Below are 22,601 nucleotides of genomic sequence, written 5' to 3' on the forward strand. Positions count from 1 at the left end.
CGGTCTTTCGTGTGCGCTGCTGGCGCATCAGCGGGCAAGCATGCTTGCCCGCTTCACTCAGACCCTCATCGGCATCAGCACATACAGCGCCGGCGACTTGTCGTTCTCGCGGATCAGCGTCGGCGCCGCGGCATCGGCCAGGTGCACTTCGACCGAATCGCCCTGAATCTGGTTCAGGATGTCGAGCAGATAGCGGCTGTTGAAGCCGATCTCGAACGGCATCGACGCGTAATCGCCGGGCACTTCCTCGATCGCCGCGCCGTTTTCGGGGCTCGTCACCGACAGCGTGATCTTGTCGCGATCGAGCGCCATCTTGACCGCGCGGGTCTTTTCGCTGGCGATGGTCGACACGCGATCGACGCCCTCTTCGAAGCTGCGCGGGTCGAGCTTGAGCAATTTGTCGTTCGCGGTCGGAATGACGCGCGAATAATCCGGGAAGGTCCCGTCGATCAGCTTGCTGGTCAGGATCGCCTGGCCGAGATCGAAGCGGATCTTGCTGCCAGACAGCGACACGCCGACCGAGCCGTCGACCTCGTCGAGCAGCTTGCGCAGCTCGCCGACGCATTTGCGCGGCACGATCACGTCCGGCATCGCCTCGGCACCGTCCGGCCGCGGGACGGTCACGCGCGCCAGCCGGTGTCCGTCCGTCGCCGCTGCCTTCAACACCGGCGCCCCGCCGTCTTCGGCGACGTGCAGGAAGATGCCGTTCAGATAATAACGCGTCTCCTCGGTTGAGATCGCGAAGCGGGTCTTGTCGATGATCTGCTTCAGCGTTTCGGCCGGCAGTTCGAACGTCGTCGGCAGTTCGCCTTCCGCAATCACCGGAAAGTCGTCCCGCGGCAGCGTCGGCAGCGACGAATTGTAGCGACCGGCGCGGATCTGCAGGCGGCCTTCGGCGGCGGTCAGTTCGACTTGGCTACCCTCTGGCAGCTTGCGGGCGATGTCGAAGAGCGTGTGGGCGCTGACCGTCGTCGTGCCCGGCTGGTCGACCGCGGCCGGCACCGTCTCGTCGACCTGCAGGTCGAGGTCGGTCGCCATCAGCCGGATCGCGCCTTCGCCGGTCGCATCGATCAGGACGTTCGACAGGATGGGAATGGTGTTGCGCCGCTCGACCACCGACTGGACGTGGCTGAGGCCCTTCAACAGGGTCGCGCGTTCGATCGTCGCCTTCATGCCTTCAAAACCCCCGGAACGCCCCCCAGCACGACTCGTAAAAGGCCGCCGGTGGCAAGTTTGCCGATGTGCTTTCTACCCTGAAAACACTCGGTATCAAGCGCCCTTCCCTCTCCAACGAAGGGGATTACCGGATGGTAAACGCGCCGCTCAGACTTGTGGACAACTTAACGGTTCACCGCCAATCCTGCTGTCCATGACTCCACGACGCACCCGCGCCGGGCGTGACTTCGTCGCGCGGCATGGCGAGACGGTCTACAACCGTGCAGGCCGGATGCAGGGCGATCACCCGCATACGCCGCTGACCCGCGCCGGATTCGCCCAGGCCGATGCGATGGGCGCGGCGCTTCGAGCGCTGCTCGGGCCCAGGCCGAAGCTGACGATGTGGGCCTCCACTGCCGGCCGCGCGCTGCAGACGCTTGCCGTGATCGCCGAGCATCTCGAGCTCGACTGGCACCAGGCGCGCACCGACGCGCGGCTCGTCGAGATCGGCATGGGGACGTGGAGCGGCCGCTATTACCGCGACCTGATCCCCGAAGTGGGGGCGTTCGTCGACCGCGAGCAGGGCCTGTACACACGACCGCCGGAGGGCGGCGAATGGTATGATGCCATCGCGATGCGCGTCTCCGGCTGGCTCGACGCCACCGACGACGATCCCGGCGACCGGCTGGTCATCATGCACGGCATGTCGAGCCGCGTGCTGCGCGGGGTGATGACGGGCCAGGACGTCCTTCCCGGTTTCGATGCCCCTGTCGCCCCGGCGCTTCCGCAAGGCTCGATCGCGCTGATCGAGCATGGCCGCGAAACGGTCGTCCACCGCGGCAGCGGCGCGCACGAGACGCCGACATGAGCGTCCTGCTCGCAGTCGCCCTCCAAGCGGCGTTCGCGGGGCGGCAGGCGATCGGCATCTATGCCGGCTGGGGCGCGTTTCGCGACGCCAGTCCCGCGCGCTGCTTCGCCATCGCCGAACCGCTCGGCCGCAGGCGCCCGACGCGCCCCTTCGCCAGCATCGCGACGTGGCCGGGCGCGGGCCTGCGCCATCAGCTTCACGTTCATTTGAGCCGCCCGCGCGCCGCGAACGCCAAGGTCACGCTGTCGATCGGCCAGCGCCGCTTCGACCTGCTCGCCGGCCCCGCCGACGCCTGGTCCCCGGACGCCGCCACCGACACCGCCATCGTCGCGGCGCTGCGCGGGGGGCGGAGCATGAGCGTCGAATACCGTGGTCGCGATGGGCGACCGGCGATCGATGTCTACGCGCTTCAGGGAGCCGCGACCGCGATCGACGCGGCGGCTGTCGGGTGTGTGCGGCGCTAACCGCCCACGCTGGAAAAACCTCGCCGGATCGGCTATATGCCGCGCATGCACACAGCCTCGGCCGCCCCCATGTCCATTCCCGGACATATCGATCCCGTGCCCGTCCCCCGTCCTCTGCCCATGCGCAGCGACGGGCGGATCGACCTGCTCGGGCTGTCGCGCGACGACCTGAAGATGGCGCTGGAAACCGCGCAGCTCGAGCCGAAACAGGCGAAGCTGCGCGCCAAGCAGCTGTGGCACTGGATCTACAACCGCGGCGTCACCGATTTCGAGCTGATGACCGACATCTCGAAGCAGTTGCGCCCGTGGCTCGCGCAACGCTTCGTCATCTCGCGCCCTGAAGTCGTCACCGCACAGGTCAGCAGCGACGGCACGCGCAAGTGGCTGCTGCGCTCCGACGACGGCCAGGATTACGAAGCGGTGTTCATCCCCGACGCCGACCGGGGCACGCTGTGCGTGTCGAGCCAGGTCGGCTGCACCCTGAACTGCCGCTTCTGCCACACCGGCACGATGCGCCTGGTCCGCAACCTGACGCCCGCGGAGATCGTCGGCCAGGTGATGCTCGCCCGCGATGCGCTGGGCGAGTGGCCGAGCCAGCCCGAAGGCCGCATGCTGACCAACATCGTCATGATGGGCATGGGCGAGCCGCTCTACAATTTCGACAACGTCCGCGACGCGCTGAAGCTGGTCATGGACGGCGACGGCCTGGCGCTCAGCAAGCGCCGCATCACGCTGTCGACCAGCGGCGTCGTGCCGCTGATGGCGCGTGCGGGCGACGAGATCGGCGTGAACCTGGCCGTTTCACTCCACGCGGTGACGAAGGACGTACGCGACGAACTCGTGCCGCTGAACAAGAAATACGGGATCGAGCAGCTTCTGCAGGCTTGCGCCGACTATCCCGGTGCGAACAACGCGCGCCGCATCACGTTCGAATATGTGATGATCAAGGACAAGAACGACAGCGACGAGGAAGCGCACGAGCTCGTCCGTCTGCTGAAGCAGTTCAAACTGCCGGCGAAGGTCAACCTGATCCCGTTCAATCCGTGGCCCGGCACCGATTACGAGACTTCGACGCCCGAGCGCGTGCGGTCCTTCTCGAACATCGTGTTTGAAGGTGGCTTCTCCGCCCCGGTCCGCACGCCCCGCGGTCGCGATATCGATGCCGCGTGCGGCCAGCTGAAGACCAATGCCGAGCGCAAGAGCCGCGCCGATCTCGACCGATTGGCTGAGGAAAAGCAGGCGGCGCTCGGCTGACACGACGAGCCCGGCAGCGTGGTGGCTGCCGGGTGGTCGCTCAGCCGTGGATCAGCCTTTCCTCAGCGCGGACTTCACTGCCTGCGCGAAGCTGTTGCCGGGCTTCGCCTTGCATTCGGCGAACACCACCGGGCGGATGCGCTCGATTCCGGCGATCGTTACGGACGGGTGCGGCTTGCCCTTCGGCCCGTAATTGGCGGCATAGCGGATCGCCTCGGGCTTGAACGTCTCATCGAGCAGGTTGAAGTCGCGGCAAGTCACCGTTTCCAGGTTCTTGCCGCTCTTGATGACCTGCACCGTCCGCTGGGTGCCGCCGCGGCCCGGGACCTGCGCCTGTTCGGTCACCCAGGGCTTATGCTGTTGCTGGGCCGCGGCAGCGACACCGCCGGTCGCCAGGGCGGCCGCGCCGACGATTGCGAAAACGAAAGTCTTCATGATCACGTCTCCTGTCCGTCTGGATGAGGCTCATGAATCGTACGTCCAGGCGCTTTGTTTCGGATGCGGTCCGAACATGACAAGATCTTAATCCAGACGGCCTCGCTCCCTTCGGCGGACCTTACCGGTCTGTAATGTCTGCCGGCTCGGGCCCGCTTGCACGAGGTCGGTGAAACGCGCAGTCTGCCCCGGACACTGGTGGGGATGCGGGTGATGGACGGACTGACACGACGGGCCGTCTTGGGCGCTGCCCCCGCCTTGCTGGCGGGGCCGACCGTGCGTGCCGCGATGATGCCCCAGGCGCAGACGTGGTCAGTCGCTGCGATGCAGTCCGACATCCGCCTGCTGCGCCATGCCTATGAGACGCTCCATCCGGGCCTGTTGCGCTATGCGACGCCGCGCCAGAGTGCCGCCGCCTTCGATGCCTTTACGGCCGCCGCCGCTACGCCGATGACACAGGCGCAATTCTACCTCGCGCTCTCGCGCTTCCTCGCGACCATCCGCTGCGGCCACAGCTACGCGAATTTCTTCAACCAGACGAAGGCGGTTCAGGCGGCGTTGTTCGACGCGCCGACGCGGCTGCCGCTCGCTTTCCTGTGGCTGGGCCGGGACATGGTCGTGACCGGCGATCCGTTCGGCACCGGCATCGCGACCGGCAGCCGCGTCCTGGCGATCGACGGCCGCGCGACCCCCGACATCCTCGCTGGGCTGATGACCGTTGCACGTGCGGACGGGCACAACGACGCCAAACGCCGCCGGCTGATGTCGGTCCAAGGCGAAGGACGGTACGAAAGCTTCGATATCTTCCACGCGCTGATGTTCGGCGGCCGAACACACTATGACGTGGTGGTCGAGGGTCTCGACGGCCGCCGCCGCACCACTCGCGTTGCCGCCGTCACCCTTGCACAGCGCCGAGGGCAACAGGCGATCGCCGATACCGCGCGCGACGACGGCCCGATCTGGACGATCGAGCGGCGCGGCCGGGCGGCGGTGCTGACCATGGACAGCTGGGGCCTTTACAATTCGAAGTGGGATTGGCGCGGCTGGCTGAATGCTGCGGTCGACCGGCTGATCGCGGAGAAGGTCCCTGCACTGATCGTCGATATCCGTCGCAATGAAGGTGGCGAAGATTGCGGCGACGTGCTGGTCGCGCGACTGATCCGCGACAAACTGGTGAGCGACCCCGCACGCCGCCTGGTCCGATACCGCACGCTGCCTGCCGACCTGCGCCCCTATTGCGACACCTGGGACCGCGCGTTCGACACATTGGGCGTCAATGCCGTGCCCCACGACGATCGCTTCTTCGAACTCGCCGATGCCGAGCGCGGCGCTACCGTGATCGAACCGTTCGGGAAACGCTACGACGGACAGGTCCGGGTGCTGACCGGTCCGCAGAACAGTTCCGCCACCTTCGCCTTTGCCCAGATGGTGCAGCGCGAGCGGCTGGGCACGCTGATCGGCGAGCCGACCGGCGGTAATCGCCGCGGGATCAACGGCGGTTGCTTCTACTTCTTCCGCCTGCCCGAAACGGGCCTGGAAGCCGATCTGCCCCTGATCGGCACCTTCCCGCGCACGCCGCAACCCGACGCGGGGATCGTACCCAACGTGCCGATCGCTCGAACGGCGGCGATAGTGGCAAGCGGCGCGGATCCGGTGATGGCGCGGGCGCTCGCGGGGTTCGCCTAGGCGCGCGCCCCGACCGTTAGGGTGTTTTACCCGGCGACCGTCGCGCCTATGGGCTCGCCATGCCAGACGTCTTCCTCCTCGCCCTCCCCTTCGCCGCCGGCTGCATCGGCGGGGCGATGAATGCGCTGGCCGGGGGTGGCAGTTTCGCGACGCTGCCGTCCCTGATCGCGATGGGGCTGCCCGCGAACATCGCCAATGCGACGTCCAACATCGCGCTGCTGCCGGGTGCGGGGGCAAGTGCGCTGGCGTACCGCAAGGAGCTCGCGCCGCTGGGGGGCGTCGGCTGGCAGGTACTGGCGCTGATCACCTTCATGGGCGGGCTCGCCGGCAGCGCCTTGCTGGTGCTGACGCCCGGCCGGGCTTTCGACCTGATCGTCCCCTGGCTGCTGCTGTTCGCCTTTCTGGTCATGGTGTTCGGCAAGCGCGCATCGGCATGGCTTCACGATCGCGTTACGATCGGGCCGCGCTCGCTGGTCGCCGCACAGACCGTGCTCGGTATCTACGGCGGCTATTTCGGTGGCGGCGTCGGACTGATCACGACCGCGGTCTATGGCCTGCTCGCCAACATCACGCCGCGCGCGATGTTCGCGCCGCGGACCTTGATGCTGGCGGTCGCCAATTTCGCCGCCGCCTTCGTGTTCGTCTGGTTCGACATGGTCCGCTGGGACGCGGCGCTGCCGATGCTGCTTGGTGGCATCATCGGGGGCTGGCTGGGCGCGGCGCTCGGCAAGCGGCTCTCGCCCTTCGCGGTCCGCATCTGGACGCTGGCGGTGACCGCCGCAACGACGGCGGTGTTCTTCTGGCGCGCGTACGGCTGACACCGCCGACGCCTTTTCTGCCGCCGCGAAGACGAAAAACCATTTTCCTACATCGCGGCGATCTGCTTCACACGTCCTGGCCGCTGCTGCGAACAATGTGGCAAAAGTGACAAAAGTGACGAAGGCTGACGAATGGACCGCGTTACCGTAACTTTTGACGGAGCGCCTGGCGGAGACAGGACGTTTCTGAGCCGATGACCAGCGAACCTGCCCCCGCTGTCCCGGCGACCGGCCCGATCATCCGCCGTCACGCGCTGGCGACGCGGCTGTGGCATTGGGTGACGGCGGTCAGCGTCATCATCCTGCTCGGCAGCGGACTGATGATTCTCAACGCCCATCCGCATTTGTACTGGGGCCGGTACGGCGCCAATTTCGACCCTGCCTGGTTCCATGTCGGCTGGGTGTTCGAGGGCGGTCGCGTGCCCGGCTGGCTGACGATTCCCCAGAGCTACAATCTGGCGCTTGCCCGGCAATGGCACCTGCTCTTCGCGCTGGTGCTCGCCTTCGCGCTGCTGGCCTTCATGGTCGTCAGCCTGATCAACCGCCATTTCCAGCGCGACCTGCGCGTGCGGGCGAGGGAACTGGCGCCGCGTGTGTTGGCGCATGACGTGCGCGAGCACCTGGCTCTGCGCTTCCATGACCCGGCCGATCCGCGCGCCTACAACATCTTCCAGAAATTGAGCTACGTCTTCGTCATCTTCGTCGCGCTGCCGGGGCTCATCTTCACCGGGCTCGCCATGTCGCCGGGCATGAACGCGGCATGGCCGTGGTTGCTCGACGTGCTTGGCGGGCGCCAGTCGGCCCGGTCGATCCATTTCATCTTCGCCGTCGCGATCGGCCTGTTCATCATCGTGCACCTCGCGCTCGTCCTGCTCGCGGGAGTGTGGAACGAGGTGCGGTCGATGGTGACCGGCAAGTGGCGAGTCCCCGAATGATCCTGACCCGCAGACAGGCATTGGTGACGGCCGCCGGTGGGCTGCTCGCAGGCTGCGACCGCGTGGCGTCGAGCGACGTCGGCCAGCGCATGCTGGCGTCGGGCGAAACCGGTCACCGTATCCTCCAGCGCGCCCTGACGGATCGCACCGCGCTGGCGCCCGAGTTCCGCGCGGACCAGCGCTCGCCCTTCTTCCGCCCCAACGGCACGCGCAATCCGAACACCCCCGACTACAATGCCTCGGCGGCCAACCGCTTCGCCGACTGGCGGATACGGATCGACGGGCTGGTCCAGCGCCCGCTCGACCTGTCGATCGCCGACCTGCGGGCGATGCCAGCGAGGGCGCAGATCACCCGCCACGACTGTGTCGAGGGGTGGAGCGCGATCGGCAAATGGACCGGACCGCGGCTGAAACCGATCCTGGAGTTCGCCGGTCTGCGCGACGACGCCCGCTACCTCGTCTTTCACTGCGCCGATCGGCTCGGCGGGCGGCCCTATTATGAATCGATCGACCTGATCGACGCCTTCCACCCGCAGACGATATTGGCGTGGATGCTCAACGACCGGGTGCTGGGCGTGCCCAACGGTGCGCCGGTCAGGCTGCGGGTCGAGCGGCAGCTGGGGTATAAGCACGCGAAATATATACAGCGGATCGAGGCGGTGGCGTCGCTCGACGGCGTGTTCGGCGGCAAGGGTGGCTATTGGGAGGATGTCGCGGGATATGAATGGTATGCGGGGATTTAGTACCGCACCCCTTCGCGGGAATGAATTCTGGCTGACCGCCGTGAGTCTCACCACGATCAGCGACTATTGATCCCCGCCTTCGCGGGGATGACGACCTCTTGGAGATTGACCAAATGCGCCTCCGCTCGCTGCTCTTCGTCCCCGGCGACCGGCCTGACCGGATGGAAAAGGCATTGGCGAGCGGCGCCGACGCGTTGATTCTCGATTTGGAGGACGCGGTCGCCCCGTCGGCGAAGGACGATGCCCGCCGCGCCGTTGCTGACTTCCTCGGCGGCGCGGGCCGCGAAATGGCACTGTTCGTTCGCATCAATCCGCTCGACGGCGGGCTGGCCGATGCCGACCTCGACGCCGTCGCCCCGGCCCGCCCCGACGGCTGGGTGCTACCCAAGGCCGAAGGCAGCGCGTCGGTGCTCGACCTCGACGCGCGTCTCGCCGACCGCGGCGACCGCACCGCGCCGATCCTGCCGATCGCCACCGAAACGCCGCGCGCCATCTTTCAGATCGGCAGCTATGCCGATGCGCCCGCCCGCCTTGCCGGACTGACCTGGGGCGCGGAGGACCTTCCCGCCGCGATCGGTGCGGAGACGAGCCGCGAGGAGGACGGCGGCTACACCCCGCCCTATCACATGGCGCGTGCGCTCACCCTCTTCGGCGCCGCCGCTGCCGGCGTCGCGCCGATCGAAACCGTCTATCCCGCCTTCCGCGACACCGACGGGCTCGCGGCTTATGCCCGCCGTGGTGCGCGCGACGGGTTCACCGGCATGATGGCGATCCACCCGGCGCAGGTACCGGTCATCAACGCCGCCTTCACGCCGTCAGCCGAGGCGATCGCCCGAGCGAAAGCGATCGTCGCTGCCTTTGCCGCCCATCCGGGCGCCGGCGCGCTGAGCGTCGATGGCCGAATGGTCGACGGACCGCACCTCCGTCAGGCCGAGGCGTTACTCGCCCGCGCAGGCTGAACGGGGGTTCCGTGGCCCGGGTCGATACGATAGCGTACATCCATGGCGCTGATCGACACCTTCTTCGCCCGGGCATTCCGCCGCGGCGAACTCACCGTCATCCATCCCGACGGCAGCCGCCGAACCTTCGGCACCGCCGACCCGGACTTTCCGCCGGTCACCATCCGCCTGACCAGGGGCGTTGCCTTGCAGATCCTGCGCGACCCGGCGGTCGGTGCGGCCGAAGCCTTTATGGACGGCCGGCTGACCATCGAGCAGGGCGATATCCGCGGCCTGCTCTCGATGGCGACCGCCAGCAACATGTGGGAACGCGGCAGCCCGGCACTGGCCGGCACCGCCCTCGGCCGCGGGCTGGCCGCGCTGCGCTTCCGGCTCGACCGCGCGAACATGGCGCGGCGGGCGAAGCGAAACGTCGCTCATCACTACGACCTGTCGGACCGGCTGTACGACCTGTTCCTCGACGCCGATCGCCAATATTCCTGTGCCTATTTCACCGACCCGGCCAACAGCCTGGAGCAGGCGCAGGTCGACAAGAAGGCGCACATCGTCGCGAAACTGGCGATCCAGCCAGGCATGCGCGTGCTCGACATCGGTTGTGGCTGGGGCGGCATGGCGCTTTACATCCATGCCAAGACCGGCGCCGACGTGACCGGCATCACCTTGAGCGAGGAACAGCTAAAGGTCGCCCGTCGCCGCGCCGACGAAGCGGGCGTCGCCGACCATGTCCGTTTCGAGCTGATCGACTATCGGGCGATGACCGGCCGGTTCGACCGCATCGTCTCGGTCGGCATGTTCGAGCATGTCGGCACAAAACACTATCGCAGCTTCTTCGCCAGATGCCGCGAGTTGCTGACCGACGACGGCGTGATGCTGATGCACACCATCGGCCGCGCCGGCGGGCCCGGCGTCACCGACACCTTCACCTCGAAGTATATTTTCCCCGGTGGCTACATCCCGGCGCTGAGCGAAGTCGCCCGCGGCTATGAAGGCCTCCGGATGTATTGCACAGACATCGAGGTGCTGCGGCTCCATTATGCGCTGACGCTCGACGCCTGGTACGACCGCACCGTCGCCGCGAAGGACGCGATCGTCGCGCTGTACGACGAACGCTTCTACCGCATGTGGACCTATTACCTCGCCGGATCGATGGTCAGCTTCCGCTACGGCGGCCTCGTCAACTACCAGTTCCAGTTCGCCCGGGACCGCCACGCCCTGCCGATCACGCGGGATTACATGCTGGAGGCGGAGGCCGCACTGCGGGGCTGACCCGCCCGCCCCGAAGGGCGAGACGGACGGGCAAGGCGGCTCAGCGCGCCGCCAATTCGCGGACCAGGCCCGGCGCCGGATAGACCTTCTCCAGCGCCTCCTGCACCGCCGCCGACGACACGACGACCGTCCGGTTGAGCAGCGGATCATAGCCGAAATTGCCGCCCAGCGAATGGATGTTGCCGTCGAACGCAGCGCCGATCACCGATCCGTCCTTCGCGATCACCGGCGACCCCGAATTGCCGCCGATAATGTCGTTGGTCGTCACGAAATCATAGGCCGTTGCCATGTTCACCCGGTCGCGGGCGCGAACGAAGGCGTTGGCCAGCTTGAACGGCTCCTGCCCGGTCGCGCGGTCGTACATGCCGCCATAATTGGTCATGATTGGCGTCGGCCGCCCACGCTCGGTCCACCCCTGCACCGTTCCATAGGAGATGCGCAGCGAGAAGGTGGCGTCGGGATAATTCGCCGCGCCGTACGCCGCGAACCGTGCTTTCGCGAGCTTTGCCTGCGCCGCGGTCACCGGGCCGGCGACCTCCGCATCATAGCGGGCTTGCAGTGCGCGGCCGGTGGCATCGTTCGCCAGCGCGAAGCGGATCAGCGGATCGTCCGACGCACGGATCGCCGCCATCCCACCCTTGAACAGTCGCTCGCGCACCGCCGGATCCGCGAGCTTCGTTCCCTTCACCAGCCGTGCGGCCAGAGCCTCCGGCGACTCGCGCCCCAGCAGCGCCTTCACCTGCGGATCATCGACGCCGACGAACTCGCGGGTTTTGCTCAGCCAGAATTCCAAGCTCATCTGCTCGAGCCACGGATAGACCGGCGCGACATCGGTGATCTGCTTTTCGAGCAGCGGCAGCGCGCTGTCGGTGAAGCCCGGCAGGCGGTCCGAATTCGGCTTCTCGCGCTCCGCCGCCGCGCGCACCAGTGCACGGGCATAGCCGTAGAGCGACGAGCCGAAGCCCGCGCCGCTCTCCAGGAAATAATAGGGATAATAGAGGTCGCGCAGCTTCACGTCGGCCGCGGCGATCTCGGCCCACGGATCGCCGACCGACTTGCCCGCCTTGGCGCGCAGGTCGCGCTCGTTCGCCGCGAGCTTGGCGGTAAAGGCGTCGTCGTTCAGCGCCTTCTGCTGGCCCCAATAGACCTTGTAGCTATTCTCGATGCCGTTCAGCGTTTCCAGACCCTCACGCGCCTGGGTGGCATTTTCCTCGCGGAGCGAGATCAGGCGACCGCGGTACTCGGACAGCAACGCGACGCGCATCGGCAGCGCAACCTCGCGCTGGAAGGCGCGCTGGTTCTCGGTCAGCAGACGCTGCGTGCGCCCGGGATTGCCGACGACGAAGGTCGCCTCCCCAGCCTGCGGCGCGCGGGGGTTCCACGTCAGATGCTGCGGTGTCGCAACCGGGCGGCCGTTCTCATAAGCGCGCAGGAACGACGCATCGAGTGCATAGCGTGGAAAATTGAAGTTGTCGGGATCGCCACCGAACGCTGCCGCCGCCGCTTCCGGCGCCCAACCCAGACGGACGTCCGAATATTTGCGGTATTTGTACAGCTTGTATTGACCGCCGCCGAAGAAGGTGACGACCTGACAGCGGACGGTCGCGTCGCCGCGCACGCAATTCTCACTCTCGATCGCCGCGATCGCCGCGTCGCGCGCCTTGGTTAGCGCGGCCCCGGTCGACTTGCCGATGGCGGCCGTCACGCGCGGCGTCACATCGGTGATCGACGTCACCACCTCTGCCTGCTGGCCCGGGCATTTCTGCTCCCTGGAGCGATCCGCGGCGACGAAGCCGTCGGCGAGGTAATCGGTCTTGTCGCTCGACAGGTCCTGCGCGCAGGTAGCGATGCAGTGATGGTTGGTGAGGATCAGCCCCTCCGCAGACACGAACGATGCCGAACACCCGCCGGTCAGCCGGACCGCCGCCGCCTGCACGCGATCGAGCCACGCCTTGTCCGGCGCCCAGCCCAGCGACTTCTGCACCCGCGCGGTCGGGAAGGCGTCGAAGGTCCACATCCCTTCGTCGGCGCGGGCGACGCCCGTCAGCGCGAGGGACAGAGCAGCGGCGGATGCGAGGTATCGAGCGGCGGTCATCGCGAATGTCTCTCCAGACAATCTGTTATTGATGCGCGTTGTGACGTGACAATATCTCCAGGGCAAGTGGGTCGGCGGATGACGTGCCTGTATCCCCCGGCTATCGCGTCGCGACATGTCCCACGCCCCCCTCACCCGCCGTGCGATCCTGGCGCAGGCCTGGCCGATCATGCTGGGCCAGGCGACGGTGCCGTTGGTCGGGATCGTCGATACGGCAGTCATTGGGCGGACAGGGGATGCGGCGGCGCTGGCCGGGGTGGCGCTGGGTGGGACGATCGTCAGCTTTCTGTTCTGGAGTTTCGGCTTCCTGCGGATGGGAATGACCGGCCTGACCGCACAGGCAAGCGGGCGCGGCGATACGGGCGAGGTGTCGGCGCTGCTGGCGCGCGGGGTGGTGATCGGGGCCGCCCTGGGCGCGCTACTGATGGCGGTGCAACCGTTGCTGATCCCCGCCGCCTTTGCCCTGTTCGCCGGCGATGCCGCAGTCGATGCGGCGGGACACGCCTATGTCGCAGCGCGGTTCTTCGGCGCGCCAGCAGCGCTGGCCGTGTTCGCGATCAACGGCTGGCTATTGGGCCTCGGCCGAACGCGCGCGGCGCTCGCGCTACAGATCTGGATGAACGTCATCAACATCGCCGCCTGCGCGGTGCTGGTCTGGCATTTGCAGCTTGGCGCGCGTGGCGTCGGGCTGGGGACGGCCATCGCAGAGTGGAGTGCGCTGCTGGCCGGATTGGCGATCGTCGCGCCGCAGCTACGCGGACTGGCAGGGGCGCGAGTGTTCGATCGCACCGCGCTCGCCCGGCTCTTCGCGGTCAATGCCGACATCATGGTCCGCACCGTCGCGTTGCTGACCCTGCTTGCCTGGTTCGCCAATGCCGGGGCGCGGTTGGGAGCGGAGACGCTCGCCGCCAACCAGATCCTGATGCAGGCGGTGGCGCTGGTCGCGTTCGTACTCGACGGTTTCGCTTTCACGGCAGAAGCACGCGTCGGCCATGCGATCGGCGCCGGCGCGCGCGCCGACATGCTTCGCGCGATCCGGTTGACTGGCGAATTCTCGCTCGCGGCGGCAATTATGTTCGCCATTCTGATCGCAATTGGCGGCGCGGCGGCGATCCCGGTGATGACGACCAACCCGGCGGTGCAGGCGCAGGCGCTCGGATTACTGCCGTTCGTCGTCGTCCTGCCGGTGATCGGCATGCCCGCCTGGCTGCTCGACGGCATTTTCATCGGCGCGACCGAGGGTCGGGCACTCCGCAACGCCGCCATCCTGGCGACCGCGCTTTACATCGCGACCGACCTATTCCTGCGCGGGCGTGGCGACACCGGCGTATGGATCGCGCTGACGCTCAGCTACGTCTATCGCGCCGCGGCGCTCGGCGCCTATGTGCCGCAGCTGTTGCGACGGCTCGCCTAGCCCCTTAAAGGCGCGGCCATGACCGACTCCTCCATCAAGCGTGTCGTCCTCGCCTATTCGGGCGGCCTCGACACCTCCGTCATCCTCAAGTGGCTCCAGACCGAGTATAATTGCGAGGTTGTGACCTTCACCGCCGACCTGGGCCAGGGCGAGGAACTGGAGCCGGCGCGCAAGAAGGCGGAGATGGCCGGCGTGAAGCCCGAGCACATCTTCATCGACGACCTGCGCGAAGAGTTCGTCAAGGATTACGTCTTCCCGATGATGCGCGCCAACGCGCTGTATGAGGGACTGTACCTGCTCGGCACCTCGATCGCGCGGCCGCTGATCGCCAAGCGCCAGATCGAGATCGCCAAGACGGTGGGTGCCGACGCCGTCAGTCACGGTGCGACCGGCAAGGGCAACGACCAGGTCCGCTTCGAACTCGGCTATTATGCGCTGAACCCGGACATCAAGGTTATCGCGCCGTGGCGCGAATGGGACCTGACCAGCCGTACAAAGCTGATCGAATTCGCCGAGGCGCACCAGATCCCGGTCAGCAAGGACAAGCGCGGCGAAGCGCCGTTTTCGACCGATGCGAACCTGCTGCACACCTCGTCCGAGGGCAAGGTGCTCGAGGATCCGTGGGACGAGGTCCCCGATTACGTCTATTCGCGCACGGTCAATCCTGAAGACGCACCGGATAGCCCCGAGACGATCACGATCGATTTCGAGCGCGGCGACGGTGTCGCGCTGAACGGACAGGCGATGAGCCCGGCGACGTTGCTCGCCGCGCTCAACGAGCTTGGCCGCAAGCACGGCATCGGCCGCCTCGACCTGGTCGAGAACCGCTTCGTCGGCATGAAGAGCCGCGGGATGTACGAGACGCCGGGCGGCACGATCTATGCCCTCGCCCACCGCGGCATCGAGCAGATCACGCTCGACCGGGGTGCCGCGCATCTGAAGGACGAACTGGCGCCGCGCTACGCCGAGCTGGTGTACAACGGCTTCTGGTTCTCGCCGGAGCGCGAGATGCTGCAGGCCGCGGTCGATCACAGCCAGGAAAAGGTGTCGGGCACCGTCCGCCTGAAGCTCTATAAGGGCAACGTCATCGTGACCGGCCGCAAGTCGCCCAACTCGCTCTACAGCGAAAAGGTCGTGACGTTCGAGGACGACCAGGGCGCCTACGACCAGCGCGATGCGGCCGGCTTCATCAAGCTCAACGCACTGCGCCTGCGGTTGCTCGGGCGTCGGGATCGTTAAGGAAGATATTGGCGGCCTTCGCGGCCGCCTTAATTCTGCTTGGCGGCTCGCGGCGGTAGCGCTTCGTTAACCAATCTCGCGCAAACAGCTCCCTGCCTTTCTGGCTAGGGGGATTATAGTCGACATGCGAGACGACCAGAATGTTGACGTTGCGATCATCGGTGCCGGCCCGGCCGGTCTGACCGCCGCATATCAACTGACCAAGCTCGGCTATTCGGTGACTGTCATCGAAAAAGATCCGATCTATGTCGGCGGCATTAGCCGAACCGTCGAGCACGACGGCTTCCGCTTCGATATTGGCGGTCATCGCTTCTTCTCGAAGTCGCGCGAAGTTGTCGATCTCTGGAACGAAATTCTCCCGGACGACTTCATCGAACGGCCGCGAATGAGCCGTATCTTTTACGAAGGCAAATTTTATAGCTACCCGCTGCGGGCGTTCGAGGCCTTGTTCAATCTTGGCATCTGGCGATCGACGATGTGCATGGCCAGCTACCTGCGCTGGAAACTGTTGCCGCACCGCGAGCCGAAAAGCTTCGAACAGTGGGTCGTCAACCAGTTCGGTCACAAGCTCTATTCGATCTTCTTCAAGACCTATACCGAAAAGGTATGGGGCATGCCCTGCGACGAAATGTCCGCGGATTGGGCCGCTCAGCGCATCAAGGGATTAAGCTTGGGTGGGGCGGTGCTCGACGGCCTGAAGCGATCGCTTGGCCTTGGACGCGGTAAAAATGACGGCATGGCAGTGAAGACGCTGCTAGAGACCTTCCGCTATCCGCGCCAAGGGCCCGGAATGATGTGGGAAGCCGCTCGAGACCGCGTCGCAGAGGGCGGAAATCGGGTCCTGATGGGCACCGCCCTGAAGCAACTGCGTCACGATGACGCTGCTGATCGTTGGCGCGTCGCGTGTGACCGCGACGGTCAGACAATCATCGTCTCAGCCCGCCACGTCATTTCATCTGCGCCGATGCGCGAACTTGCCGGGCGCATTCATCCGCTACCCGCAACGCTGCCCGAGGCACTCGACCTTGGCTACCGAGATTTCCTGACCGTTGCGTTGATGATCCGTTCGGACGATCTGTTCCCGGACAACTGGATTTACATTCACGATCCCCGCGTTCAGGTCGGCCGCGTACAGAACTACCGAAGCTGGTCGCCCGAGATGGTCCCTGACGACAGCCTGGCCTGCGTCGGCCTCGAATATTTCTGTTTTGAGGGCGACGGCCTTTGGGAATCCAGCGATGACGACCTCGTCGCGCTTGCCACCCGCGAGCTCGCTCAGATCGGACTTGTCGACCCGAAGGATGTGGTCGGCGGCAAGGTCGTTCGTCAGGAAAAGGCGTATCCAGTCTACGACGAGACGTACAAGGCGAATGTCGAGGCAATGCGCGCGGAACTCGAGGATCGGTACCCGACGCTTCACATGGTCGGCCGCAATGGCATGCATCGCTACAACAATCAGGATCACGCGATGATGACCGCGATGCTCACGGTCCGCAACATTGTAGCAGGCGAGCGCATCTACGACATCTGGGCGGTCAACGAGGACGCGGAATATCATGAGTCGGGCCGCGAAGGAGAACAGGCCGCACTAGCGAGCGTCCGAGCAGTGCCCGACCGCCTGAAGGCGGCGTAAGTGATGACGGCGCTGCTTCGGCGCGTCGGAACGGTTGCCTATTCTCGCTATCTAGCGGTTAGCGCTGCCGCCCTGGCGGTCGATCTTGGTCTTTTCCTGCTGCTGCGCGCTGCCGAACTACCGATGGCGATCGTCTCGGCGCTCAGCTACGGCGCAGGCATTGTGACACACTGGCTGCTGTCGAGCAGGCTGGTTTTCGCGGACGAGCTGCGGACCCCCGGCACGGCACGGACGGCGCAGCAAGCGCTGTTCGTGGCATCGGGACTGGCCGGCCTCGCCCTGACCGTCGCCATCGTTAGCCTGGCCGGTCTCGTTATCGATCCGCGGCTGGCAAAGCTCGTCGCCATCGTCGTCAGTTTCCAGACGACTTGGTGGTTGCGGCGTAGCGTGGTGTTCGCATGAACCAGCCAGGCGTCGCGATTTCACCGTTCGGCACCGATGCTGAAGCAATCGCTGCACCGCCCCATTGGCTTACCGCTTATCTCTATCGGCATCCCATTTTCTGCGTCTGGTCCGCGTGGAGCCTAGTTCTCCTGATAGCCAGTGTCACGGCGATCGCCGAGTTTCGAACACAGGATCCAGATGATTTCCTGCGTTTGATGGAAGTGCGGGACCTACTGGCAGGGCAGAGCTGGTTCGACGTTACCCAATATCGGATGAATCCGCCGGTCGGGGCTCAGATGCATTGGTCGCGGCTGGTCGATATCCCGATCGCACTCGCCCTTATACTCGGCCGGCTTGTCCTTGCCGAACCCGCCGCGAGCAAATTCGCGATGGTCATCGTGCCACTCGGTCAGCTGGCGCTGATAATGTCGCTCGTCTGGCGGGTGATGAAAGCGCTGGACACTGACTATCGTCACCGCGTCATTGCGATCGCCATCGTCCCACTATCGCCGCTCCTCCTCAGCTGCTTCCTTCCGATGCGGATCGACCATCATGGGTGGCAGGTGATTGCAACCTTTGCGACGGTCCTGTTTTTCCTGCGTCGCCGCGGACCGCGCGATGCAGGACTAGCGGGGATATGCGCCGCGCTGGGTCTATCGATCTCCTTAGAGGGGCTACCCGTGGTCGCGCTGCTGGCCGGGCTGTACGGCTTGCGATCCATCCTGTTCGGTGAGCGCGGTATTGCCTGGTTTCTAACCGGCTTGGCCACGGCGAGTTGGGTAAGTCATCTAGCGACCCGTCCGTCGTCAGAACTGTTGCCGCATTGCGATTCCGTCGGCTGGCCACATCTGGCAGCCTTCAGCGTGGCCGCAATCCTAACACAAGCGGCAATGCGCTGCCCGGGCACCGACAGGCAGCGTGGTTTTGTCGTGCGAGCGGGACTGCTCGCCCTGATCGGCGGGATCGCCGGCGCCATCATTATCGGTCCGATCGGAGTCTGCGCGGTCAACCCGTTCGCAACGATCGATCCACTGATGAAGCGCTATTGGCACGGCGTGATTATGGAGGGTTTACCTTTAACCAGCCAAATAACATCGGTCCGCGTGGTTCTTCTTTGGACGCCGCTGATCGTCCTGGCCGCATGGCTGTCAGGTTTGCCGGACCGAGACCGGCCGCTGCATGATCGCACTTGGGTGTGGCTCGCCATGTTTACGTTGGGAGCCTCGTTCGTATCGATGCTGGTGATGCGGCAGGGCACGGTCGCCGGCATTTGTACGACACCCTTTTCCGCATTGCTCATCGCGCGCTGGTTGCCGCGCGCCCGTGCTATCGGGCGAGTGGTGCCGCGTATTGCAATGACGCTCGCTGTCCCCCTGCTCGCAACGCCAACTCTGGCAAGCGCGTTAGCGAAATCAGCAGACGAGTCATTCTTCCACAATGCGCGGACAGACTTTGAACCTTTTGGTCAAAAGCTTCGCCCAAACGAGACCGAATGCGATCTCCAGCGACTAGCATCATTGCCAAGCGCCCATCTGTTCGCGACGCTAGATATCGGTCCGGAGCTGCTTGCTCGCACGAATCACACGGTCATTACGAGCGGTTATCACCGCAACATGGCCAAGATGCGGGAGGTGGTGGAGGCGTTCAGCGGCGACCCGGCCCACGCTCAAGCAATCGTGCGAGCGAACCGGGCCACTCACGTCCTGCTGTGTCTAACCGCAGGTGACACCGCGGTGTTTCGCGCCCGTCGACCGGATAATCTGGCAAATCAGCTCCGCGCGGGTCACACTCCCGGCTGGCTTCAGCCGGTACCGGGTTACCACGACGGCATGTTACGGCTCTATCGCGTACGATAAGGACGGCGGAGCGCTGCCCCAGCGGGCCATACGCAGGTAAGTTTCAAGCCGCTTGCTCCCCGACCCATCGACGCCTTATTGACGCGCGATGCAGGCGGGCGCACGGGCAGATTCCAGAACACTATGCTGGTGGCAGACCCGGACGTTCGTGGTCTTGGTTGCGATCGCCACGGCCATTCCCCTTCTCTTGCCCGACGTTCCGCCCTTGGTGGACCTGCCCGGGCATATGGCGCGCTACCGCGTGCAGCTGGCGCATGACAGTGCGCCGTGGCTGAACGACTGGTATGATTTCCGCTGGCAGCTGATCGGCAACCTGGGGCTCGACCTGCTGATCGAGCCGCTGGCGCCGATCCTGGGACTGGAGCTGGCGGTCAAGCTGATCGTGCTGACCATCCCGCCGCTGACTGCGGTCGGGTTGCTGTGGATCGCTCGCGAAGTTCATGGCCGGATACCGGCGACCGCCTTGTTCGCTCTGCCGCTGGCGTACAGCTACCCGTTCCATTTCGGATTCGTGAATTTCGCGCTGTCGATGGCGCTGGCGCTGAACGCCTTTGCGCTGTGGCTCCGGCTTGCGCGGCTGGGCAAATTGCGGCTGCGTGCGGTCCTGTTCGTGCCGATCGGCCTTGTCCTATGGGTCTGCCACACCTTCGGCTGGGGCGTGCTGGGCGTGCTGGCCTTTTCCGCCGAGCTGATCCGCGAGCATGACCGAAGCACCGGGCGCGGCGTGGTCGCGCGGTGGGTGCGGCCGTGGTTCCTGGCGGGCATCCACTGCCTGCCGCTGGCCCCGCCGGCGCTGCTGATGCTGATGTGGCGCAGCGGGGGGCATGTCACGGGGCAGACCGGCGACTGGTTCAACTGGCGCCAGAAGGTCAACTGGGTGACGATGGTACTGCGCGACCGTTGGCTCGCGTTCGACATTGCCTCGGTCGCCATCCTGCTGTTCGTGCTGCTGAAGTCGGTCCGCGACCCGACTGTCCAATATTCGCGCAACCTGACGCTGTCGGCACTCTTCCTCCTGGCAGTCTTCATCCTGCTGCCGCGGATCGTGTTCGGGTCGGCCTACGCCGACATGCGGCTGGTGCCGTTCATGATCGGCATCGGCATCATCGCCATCCGCCCGCGGCCAGGCAGTACCGTACAGCGCGGCGTCAGCATCTTGGCGCTGTTCGGCCTCGCTTTCTTCCTGGCCCGAACCGCGGCGACGACGGTCAGCTTCTGGCTGTACGACAAGAGTTACGACCGCGAACTCGCCGCCCTCGAGAAACTGCCCCGCGGCGCGCGGCTGGTCAGCTTCGTCGGCGAGACCTGTTACAACCAGTGGACGATGACCCGCCTGCAGCACCTGCCCGGGATGGCGATGGTGCGGCGGCTGGCGTTCACGAACGACCAATGGTCGATGCCCGGCGCGCAGCTGCTGACGGTCAAGTACCAGGCGGGCCGCCCGTTCAACCACGACCCGTCGGAGATCGTGACGACGACGCAGTGCCCGACCGAATGGTGGCGCCCGGTGTCGATCAGCCTGGTGCGCTTCCCCCGCGACGCGTTCGACTATGTCTGGCTGATCAGCCCGCCGAATTACGACAAACGGCTGGAGCAGGGCCTGATCCCCGTGTGGCGCAACGGGACGAGCGCGCTGTTCCGCGTCGACCACAGCGTGCCCCCGGCCGCGCTGTCGATCGACGACTGGGGCCCGTACCGCGACATCCTGCTCAAGCGGCGGGCGCGGCTCGCACGGCTCAAACAGTCTTCCTGAACGGCGTCATCTCGCCCAGAAACGCCTGTTCTTCCGCGACCGCCAGTCGCTCGCGCGCCAGATAGTCGCCGACGGCACGACGGAAGTTCGGGTCGGGTAGATAATGCGCCGACCACGTGGGCACCGGCGTATAGCCACGCGCCAGTTTATGCTCGCCCTGCGCGCCGGCCTCGACCGTCTTCAACCCGCGGGCGATGGCGGCGTCGATCGCCTGGTAATAGCACAGCTCGAAGTGGAGGAAGGGCACGTCCTCCGTGCAGCCCCAATAGCGGCCGTAGAGCGTATCCGCGCCGATCAGGTTGAGCGCCCCGGCGATCGGCCGCCCGTCCCGCTCGGCCAGGATCAGCAGGCATTGGTCGGCCATCCGCTGGCCCAGCAGCGAGAAGAAGGCGCGGGTCAGGTAGGGCGTCCCCCATTTGCGGCTGCCGGTATCCTGGTAGAATACCCAGAACGCGTCCCAATGCGCCTCGGTGATCTCCGCGCCGGTCAGGTGGCGGATCGTCAGCCCCTCGACGGCGCCGGCGCGTTCCTTGCGGATCGCCTTGCGCTTGCGGCTGGCGAGGTCGGCCAGGAAATCGTCGAAGTTGCCATAGCCGCGGTTGGCCCAATGGAATTGCGTGCCTTCACGGATCAGCCAGCCCGCCGCCTGGAACAGCGGCACCTGATCGGGCGTGATGAAGGTCGCATGGGCGGAGGACAGCTGATGCTGGTCGACCACCGCCTCGACCGCCGCAATCAGCGGGGGCGCGGATGCCGCATCGCGCACCAGCAACCGCGGCCCGGGCACCGGCGAGAAAGGCACCGCGACCTGGAGCTTCGGGTAATAGCGCCCCCCGGCCCGCTCCCACGCGTCGGCCCAGCTGTGGTCGAAGACATATTCGCCCTGGCTATGGCTCTTCGCATAGGCCGGCGCGACGCCGGCGATCTGCCCGTCGGCGCCATCGACGACAATCGGCACCGGCTGCCACCCGGCGCGCGCGGTGGCGGAGCCGGATTCTTCCAGGATCGACAGGAAGGCATGGCTGACGAACGGATTGCCGGAGCCGGCGCAGGCGTCCCACTGGTCGGCGGGAATGGCGCGGACGCCGTCGGCGATGCGGGCGGTGACGGGAGTGGAGCTCACGCTGGCGTATCTAGGGAGCCGATCGCGCGACGGGAATGGGGGCGAAGGTCACGAAGTTCATGCCAAGAGCGGGGTTTCGCGCGCAGCCCGTCCAGCCAAAAGTTGCGATACCGCGGTCAATTCGTCAGCCTTTGTCACTTTTGAAGACCCTGCCAATTTTGACGAAGCGCAGCGTAATCAGCCATCTCGAAGATTTTATGCAGCGCAGCTATGCGCCGTAAAACAGATCATTTCCAACATTGCAACTTCGTTGATTAGGCGAAGGTAGCGCATATCTGCCGCCCGTTGCGAGAGCTATTAACCGCGAACGCGCTCACGCGAACATTGCGCCTTCCTCCCTTTTGGTCGTAGTTCACCTCGCCATATTTTACCGCTTGCACCTCATACGAGGAAGCTCCGCATATTTCGACAATCAATTGCCTGTCACTTTCCCAGTAAAGAACTGGACGATTTGAATTTGCAGCCTTTACAACCGTAACGCTCGCCGCATCCACGCCTGTTAGCCGACTAATAAGACGCAC

The 22,601-nt window shown here is 65.7% G+C and carries 19 protein-coding genes; 15 read left to right on the forward strand and 4 right to left on the reverse strand.

The window, feature by feature from the left end; genetic code table 11:
* Positions 1-57: 57 nt before the first annotated feature.
* Positions 58-1,173 carry a DNA polymerase III subunit beta gene (locus tag JW805_11550; GenBank protein ID MBN2972650.1) on the reverse strand — a complete coding sequence of 372 codons (1,116 nt, stop codon included), beginning with the start codon at positions 1,171-1,173 and terminating at the stop codon, positions 58-60.
* A gap of 196 nt (positions 1,174-1,369) precedes the next feature.
* On the opposite strand from JW805_11550, the gene JW805_11555 reads away from it, so the two are divergent.
* Genes JW805_11555 through rlmN form a run of 3 tightly spaced genes read left to right on the forward strand, consistent with a single transcriptional unit; the run spans position 1,370 to position 3,741 of the window.
* Positions 1,370-2,023 carry a histidine phosphatase family protein gene (locus tag JW805_11555; protein ID MBN2972651.1) on the forward strand — a complete coding sequence of 218 codons (654 nt, stop codon included), beginning with the start codon at positions 1,370-1,372 and terminating at the stop codon, positions 2,021-2,023.
* On the forward strand, positions 2,020-2,487 hold the full coding sequence (locus tag JW805_11560) for a hypothetical protein (protein ID MBN2972652.1): 468 nt from the start codon (positions 2,020-2,022) through the stop codon (positions 2,485-2,487). Before JW805_11555 ends, JW805_11560 begins: the two co-directional genes overlap by 4 nt.
* Positions 2,488-2,532: 45 nt before the next feature.
* On the forward strand, positions 2,533-3,741 hold the full coding sequence (gene rlmN / locus JW805_11565; GenBank protein MBN2972653.1) for a 23S rRNA (adenine(2503)-C(2))-methyltransferase RlmN: 1,209 nt from the start codon (positions 2,533-2,535) through the stop codon (positions 3,739-3,741).
* Positions 3,742-3,792: 51 nt separating this feature from the next.
* Here rlmN and JW805_11570 read toward each other — a convergent pair whose 3' ends face one another.
* Positions 3,793-4,176: a hypothetical protein gene (locus tag JW805_11570; protein ID MBN2972654.1), complete on the reverse strand. Its 384-nt coding sequence runs from the start codon at positions 4,174-4,176 to the stop codon at positions 3,793-3,795.
* A gap of 213 nt (positions 4,177-4,389) precedes the next feature.
* On the opposite strand from JW805_11570, the gene JW805_11575 reads away from it, so the two are divergent.
* The 6 genes from JW805_11575 (at position 4,390) to JW805_11600 (ending at position 10,583) form a co-directional block, all read left to right on the forward strand.
* Positions 4,390-5,862, forward strand: a complete 1,473-nt coding sequence (locus tag JW805_11575; GenBank protein ID MBN2972655.1) for a hypothetical protein — start codon at positions 4,390-4,392, stop codon at positions 5,860-5,862.
* A gap of 59 nt (positions 5,863-5,921) precedes the next feature.
* Positions 5,922-6,680: a sulfite exporter TauE/SafE family protein gene (locus JW805_11580; protein ID MBN2972656.1), complete on the forward strand. Its 759-nt coding sequence runs from the start codon at positions 5,922-5,924 to the stop codon at positions 6,678-6,680.
* Positions 6,681-6,874: 194 nt separating this feature from the next.
* On the forward strand, positions 6,875-7,615 hold the full coding sequence (locus JW805_11585) for a cytochrome b/b6 domain-containing protein (protein MBN2972657.1): 741 nt from the start codon (positions 6,875-6,877) through the stop codon (positions 7,613-7,615).
* Positions 7,612-8,358, forward strand: a complete 747-nt coding sequence (locus tag JW805_11590) for a molybdopterin-dependent oxidoreductase (GenBank protein ID MBN2972658.1) — start codon at positions 7,612-7,614, stop codon at positions 8,356-8,358. Before JW805_11585 ends, JW805_11590 begins: the two co-directional genes overlap by 4 nt.
* Positions 8,359-8,471: 113 nt before the next feature.
* A complete protein-coding gene (locus JW805_11595; GenBank protein MBN2972659.1) occupies positions 8,472-9,317 on the forward strand; it encodes a CoA ester lyase in 846 nt (281 codons plus the stop codon).
* 42 nt (positions 9,318-9,359) lie between these two features.
* A complete protein-coding gene (locus JW805_11600) occupies positions 9,360-10,583 on the forward strand; it encodes a class I SAM-dependent methyltransferase (GenBank protein MBN2972660.1) in 1,224 nt (407 codons plus the stop codon).
* Between the two features lie 40 nt (positions 10,584-10,623).
* Here JW805_11600 and JW805_11605 read toward each other — a convergent pair whose 3' ends face one another.
* The gene (locus JW805_11605; protein MBN2972661.1) at positions 10,624-12,678 is read right to left on the reverse strand and encodes a S46 family peptidase; all 2,055 of its coding nucleotides are present in this window, start codon (positions 12,676-12,678) and stop codon (positions 10,624-10,626) included.
* 115 nt (positions 12,679-12,793) lie between these two features.
* On the opposite strand from JW805_11605, the gene JW805_11610 reads away from it, so the two are divergent.
* The 6 genes from JW805_11610 (at position 12,794) to JW805_11635 (ending at position 20,957) form a co-directional block, all read left to right on the forward strand.
* A complete protein-coding gene (locus tag JW805_11610; GenBank protein MBN2972662.1) occupies positions 12,794-14,092 on the forward strand; it encodes an MATE family efflux transporter in 1,299 nt (432 codons plus the stop codon).
* 18 nt (positions 14,093-14,110) lie between these two features.
* Entirely contained in the window at positions 14,111-15,331 is a 1,221-nt protein-coding gene (locus JW805_11615; GenBank protein ID MBN2972663.1) for an argininosuccinate synthase, read from the forward strand.
* Between the two features lie 124 nt (positions 15,332-15,455).
* Entirely contained in the window at positions 15,456-16,964 is a 1,509-nt protein-coding gene (locus JW805_11620; protein MBN2972664.1) for an NAD(P)/FAD-dependent oxidoreductase, read from the forward strand.
* A gap of 3 nt (positions 16,965-16,967) precedes the next feature.
* Positions 16,968-17,366: a GtrA family protein gene (locus JW805_11625; protein ID MBN2972665.1), complete on the forward strand. Its 399-nt coding sequence runs from the start codon at positions 16,968-16,970 to the stop codon at positions 17,364-17,366.
* Positions 17,363-19,204, forward strand: a complete 1,842-nt coding sequence (locus tag JW805_11630) for a hypothetical protein (GenBank protein ID MBN2972666.1) — start codon at positions 17,363-17,365, stop codon at positions 19,202-19,204. Before JW805_11625 ends, JW805_11630 begins: the two co-directional genes overlap by 4 nt.
* A gap of 205 nt (positions 19,205-19,409) precedes the next feature.
* Complete coding sequence (locus tag JW805_11635) at positions 19,410-20,957, forward strand: hypothetical protein (protein MBN2972667.1); 1,548 nt, start codon at positions 19,410-19,412, stop codon at positions 20,955-20,957.
* On the opposite strand, the gene JW805_11640 is transcribed toward JW805_11635, so the two are convergent.
* Positions 20,941-22,080, reverse strand: a complete 1,140-nt coding sequence (locus JW805_11640; GenBank protein ID MBN2972668.1) for an N-acetyltransferase — start codon at positions 22,078-22,080, stop codon at positions 20,941-20,943. The two genes, JW805_11635 and JW805_11640, sit on opposite strands and share 17 nt — an antisense overlap.
* Positions 22,081-22,601: the final 521 nt, after the last annotated feature.

Origin of the sequence: Roseomonas aeriglobus, from assembly GCA_016937575.1 — a bacterium.
GTDB classification, from domain to species: Bacteria; Pseudomonadota; Alphaproteobacteria; order Sphingomonadales; family Sphingomonadaceae; genus Sphingomonas; species Sphingomonas aerigloba.

Excerpts from the sequence above, each read along its gene's own strand:
- JW805_11615 (MBN2972663.1), top strand. The coding sequence starts at position 14,111 with ATGACCGACTCCTCCATCAAGCGTGTCGTCCTCGCCTATTCGGGCGGC.
- JW805_11550 (MBN2972650.1), bottom strand. The coding sequence starts at position 1,173 with ATGAAGGCGACGATCGAACGCGCGACCCTGTTGAAGGGCCTCAGCCAC.
- JW805_11595 (MBN2972659.1), top strand. The coding sequence starts at position 8,472 with ATGCGCCTCCGCTCGCTGCTCTTCGTCCCCGGCGACCGGCCTGACCGG.
- JW805_11570 (MBN2972654.1), bottom strand. The coding sequence starts at position 4,176 with ATGAAGACTTTCGTTTTCGCAATCGTCGGCGCGGCCGCCCTGGCGACC.
- JW805_11600 (MBN2972660.1), top strand. The coding sequence starts at position 9,360 with ATGGCGCTGATCGACACCTTCTTCGCCCGGGCATTCCGCCGCGGCGAA.
- JW805_11555 (MBN2972651.1), top strand. The coding sequence starts at position 1,370 with ATGACTCCACGACGCACCCGCGCCGGGCGTGACTTCGTCGCGCGGCAT.
- JW805_11620 (MBN2972664.1), top strand. The coding sequence starts at position 15,456 with ATGCGAGACGACCAGAATGTTGACGTTGCGATCATCGGTGCCGGCCCG.
- JW805_11560 (MBN2972652.1), top strand. The coding sequence starts at position 2,020 with ATGAGCGTCCTGCTCGCAGTCGCCCTCCAAGCGGCGTTCGCGGGGCGG.
- JW805_11610 (MBN2972662.1), top strand. The coding sequence starts at position 12,794 with ATGTCCCACGCCCCCCTCACCCGCCGTGCGATCCTGGCGCAGGCCTGG.
- JW805_11585 (MBN2972657.1), top strand. The coding sequence starts at position 6,875 with ATGACCAGCGAACCTGCCCCCGCTGTCCCGGCGACCGGCCCGATCATC.
- JW805_11590 (MBN2972658.1), top strand. The coding sequence starts at position 7,612 with ATGATCCTGACCCGCAGACAGGCATTGGTGACGGCCGCCGGTGGGCTG.
- JW805_11625 (MBN2972665.1), top strand. The coding sequence starts at position 16,968 with ATGACGGCGCTGCTTCGGCGCGTCGGAACGGTTGCCTATTCTCGCTAT.
- JW805_11575 (MBN2972655.1), top strand. The coding sequence starts at position 4,390 with ATGGACGGACTGACACGACGGGCCGTCTTGGGCGCTGCCCCCGCCTTG.
- JW805_11630 (MBN2972666.1), top strand. The coding sequence starts at position 17,363 with ATGAACCAGCCAGGCGTCGCGATTTCACCGTTCGGCACCGATGCTGAA.
- JW805_11580 (MBN2972656.1), top strand. The coding sequence starts at position 5,922 with ATGCCAGACGTCTTCCTCCTCGCCCTCCCCTTCGCCGCCGGCTGCATC.
- rlmN (MBN2972653.1), top strand. The coding sequence starts at position 2,533 with ATGCACACAGCCTCGGCCGCCCCCATGTCCATTCCCGGACATATCGAT.
- JW805_11605 (MBN2972661.1), bottom strand. The coding sequence starts at position 12,678 with ATGACCGCCGCTCGATACCTCGCATCCGCCGCTGCTCTGTCCCTCGCG.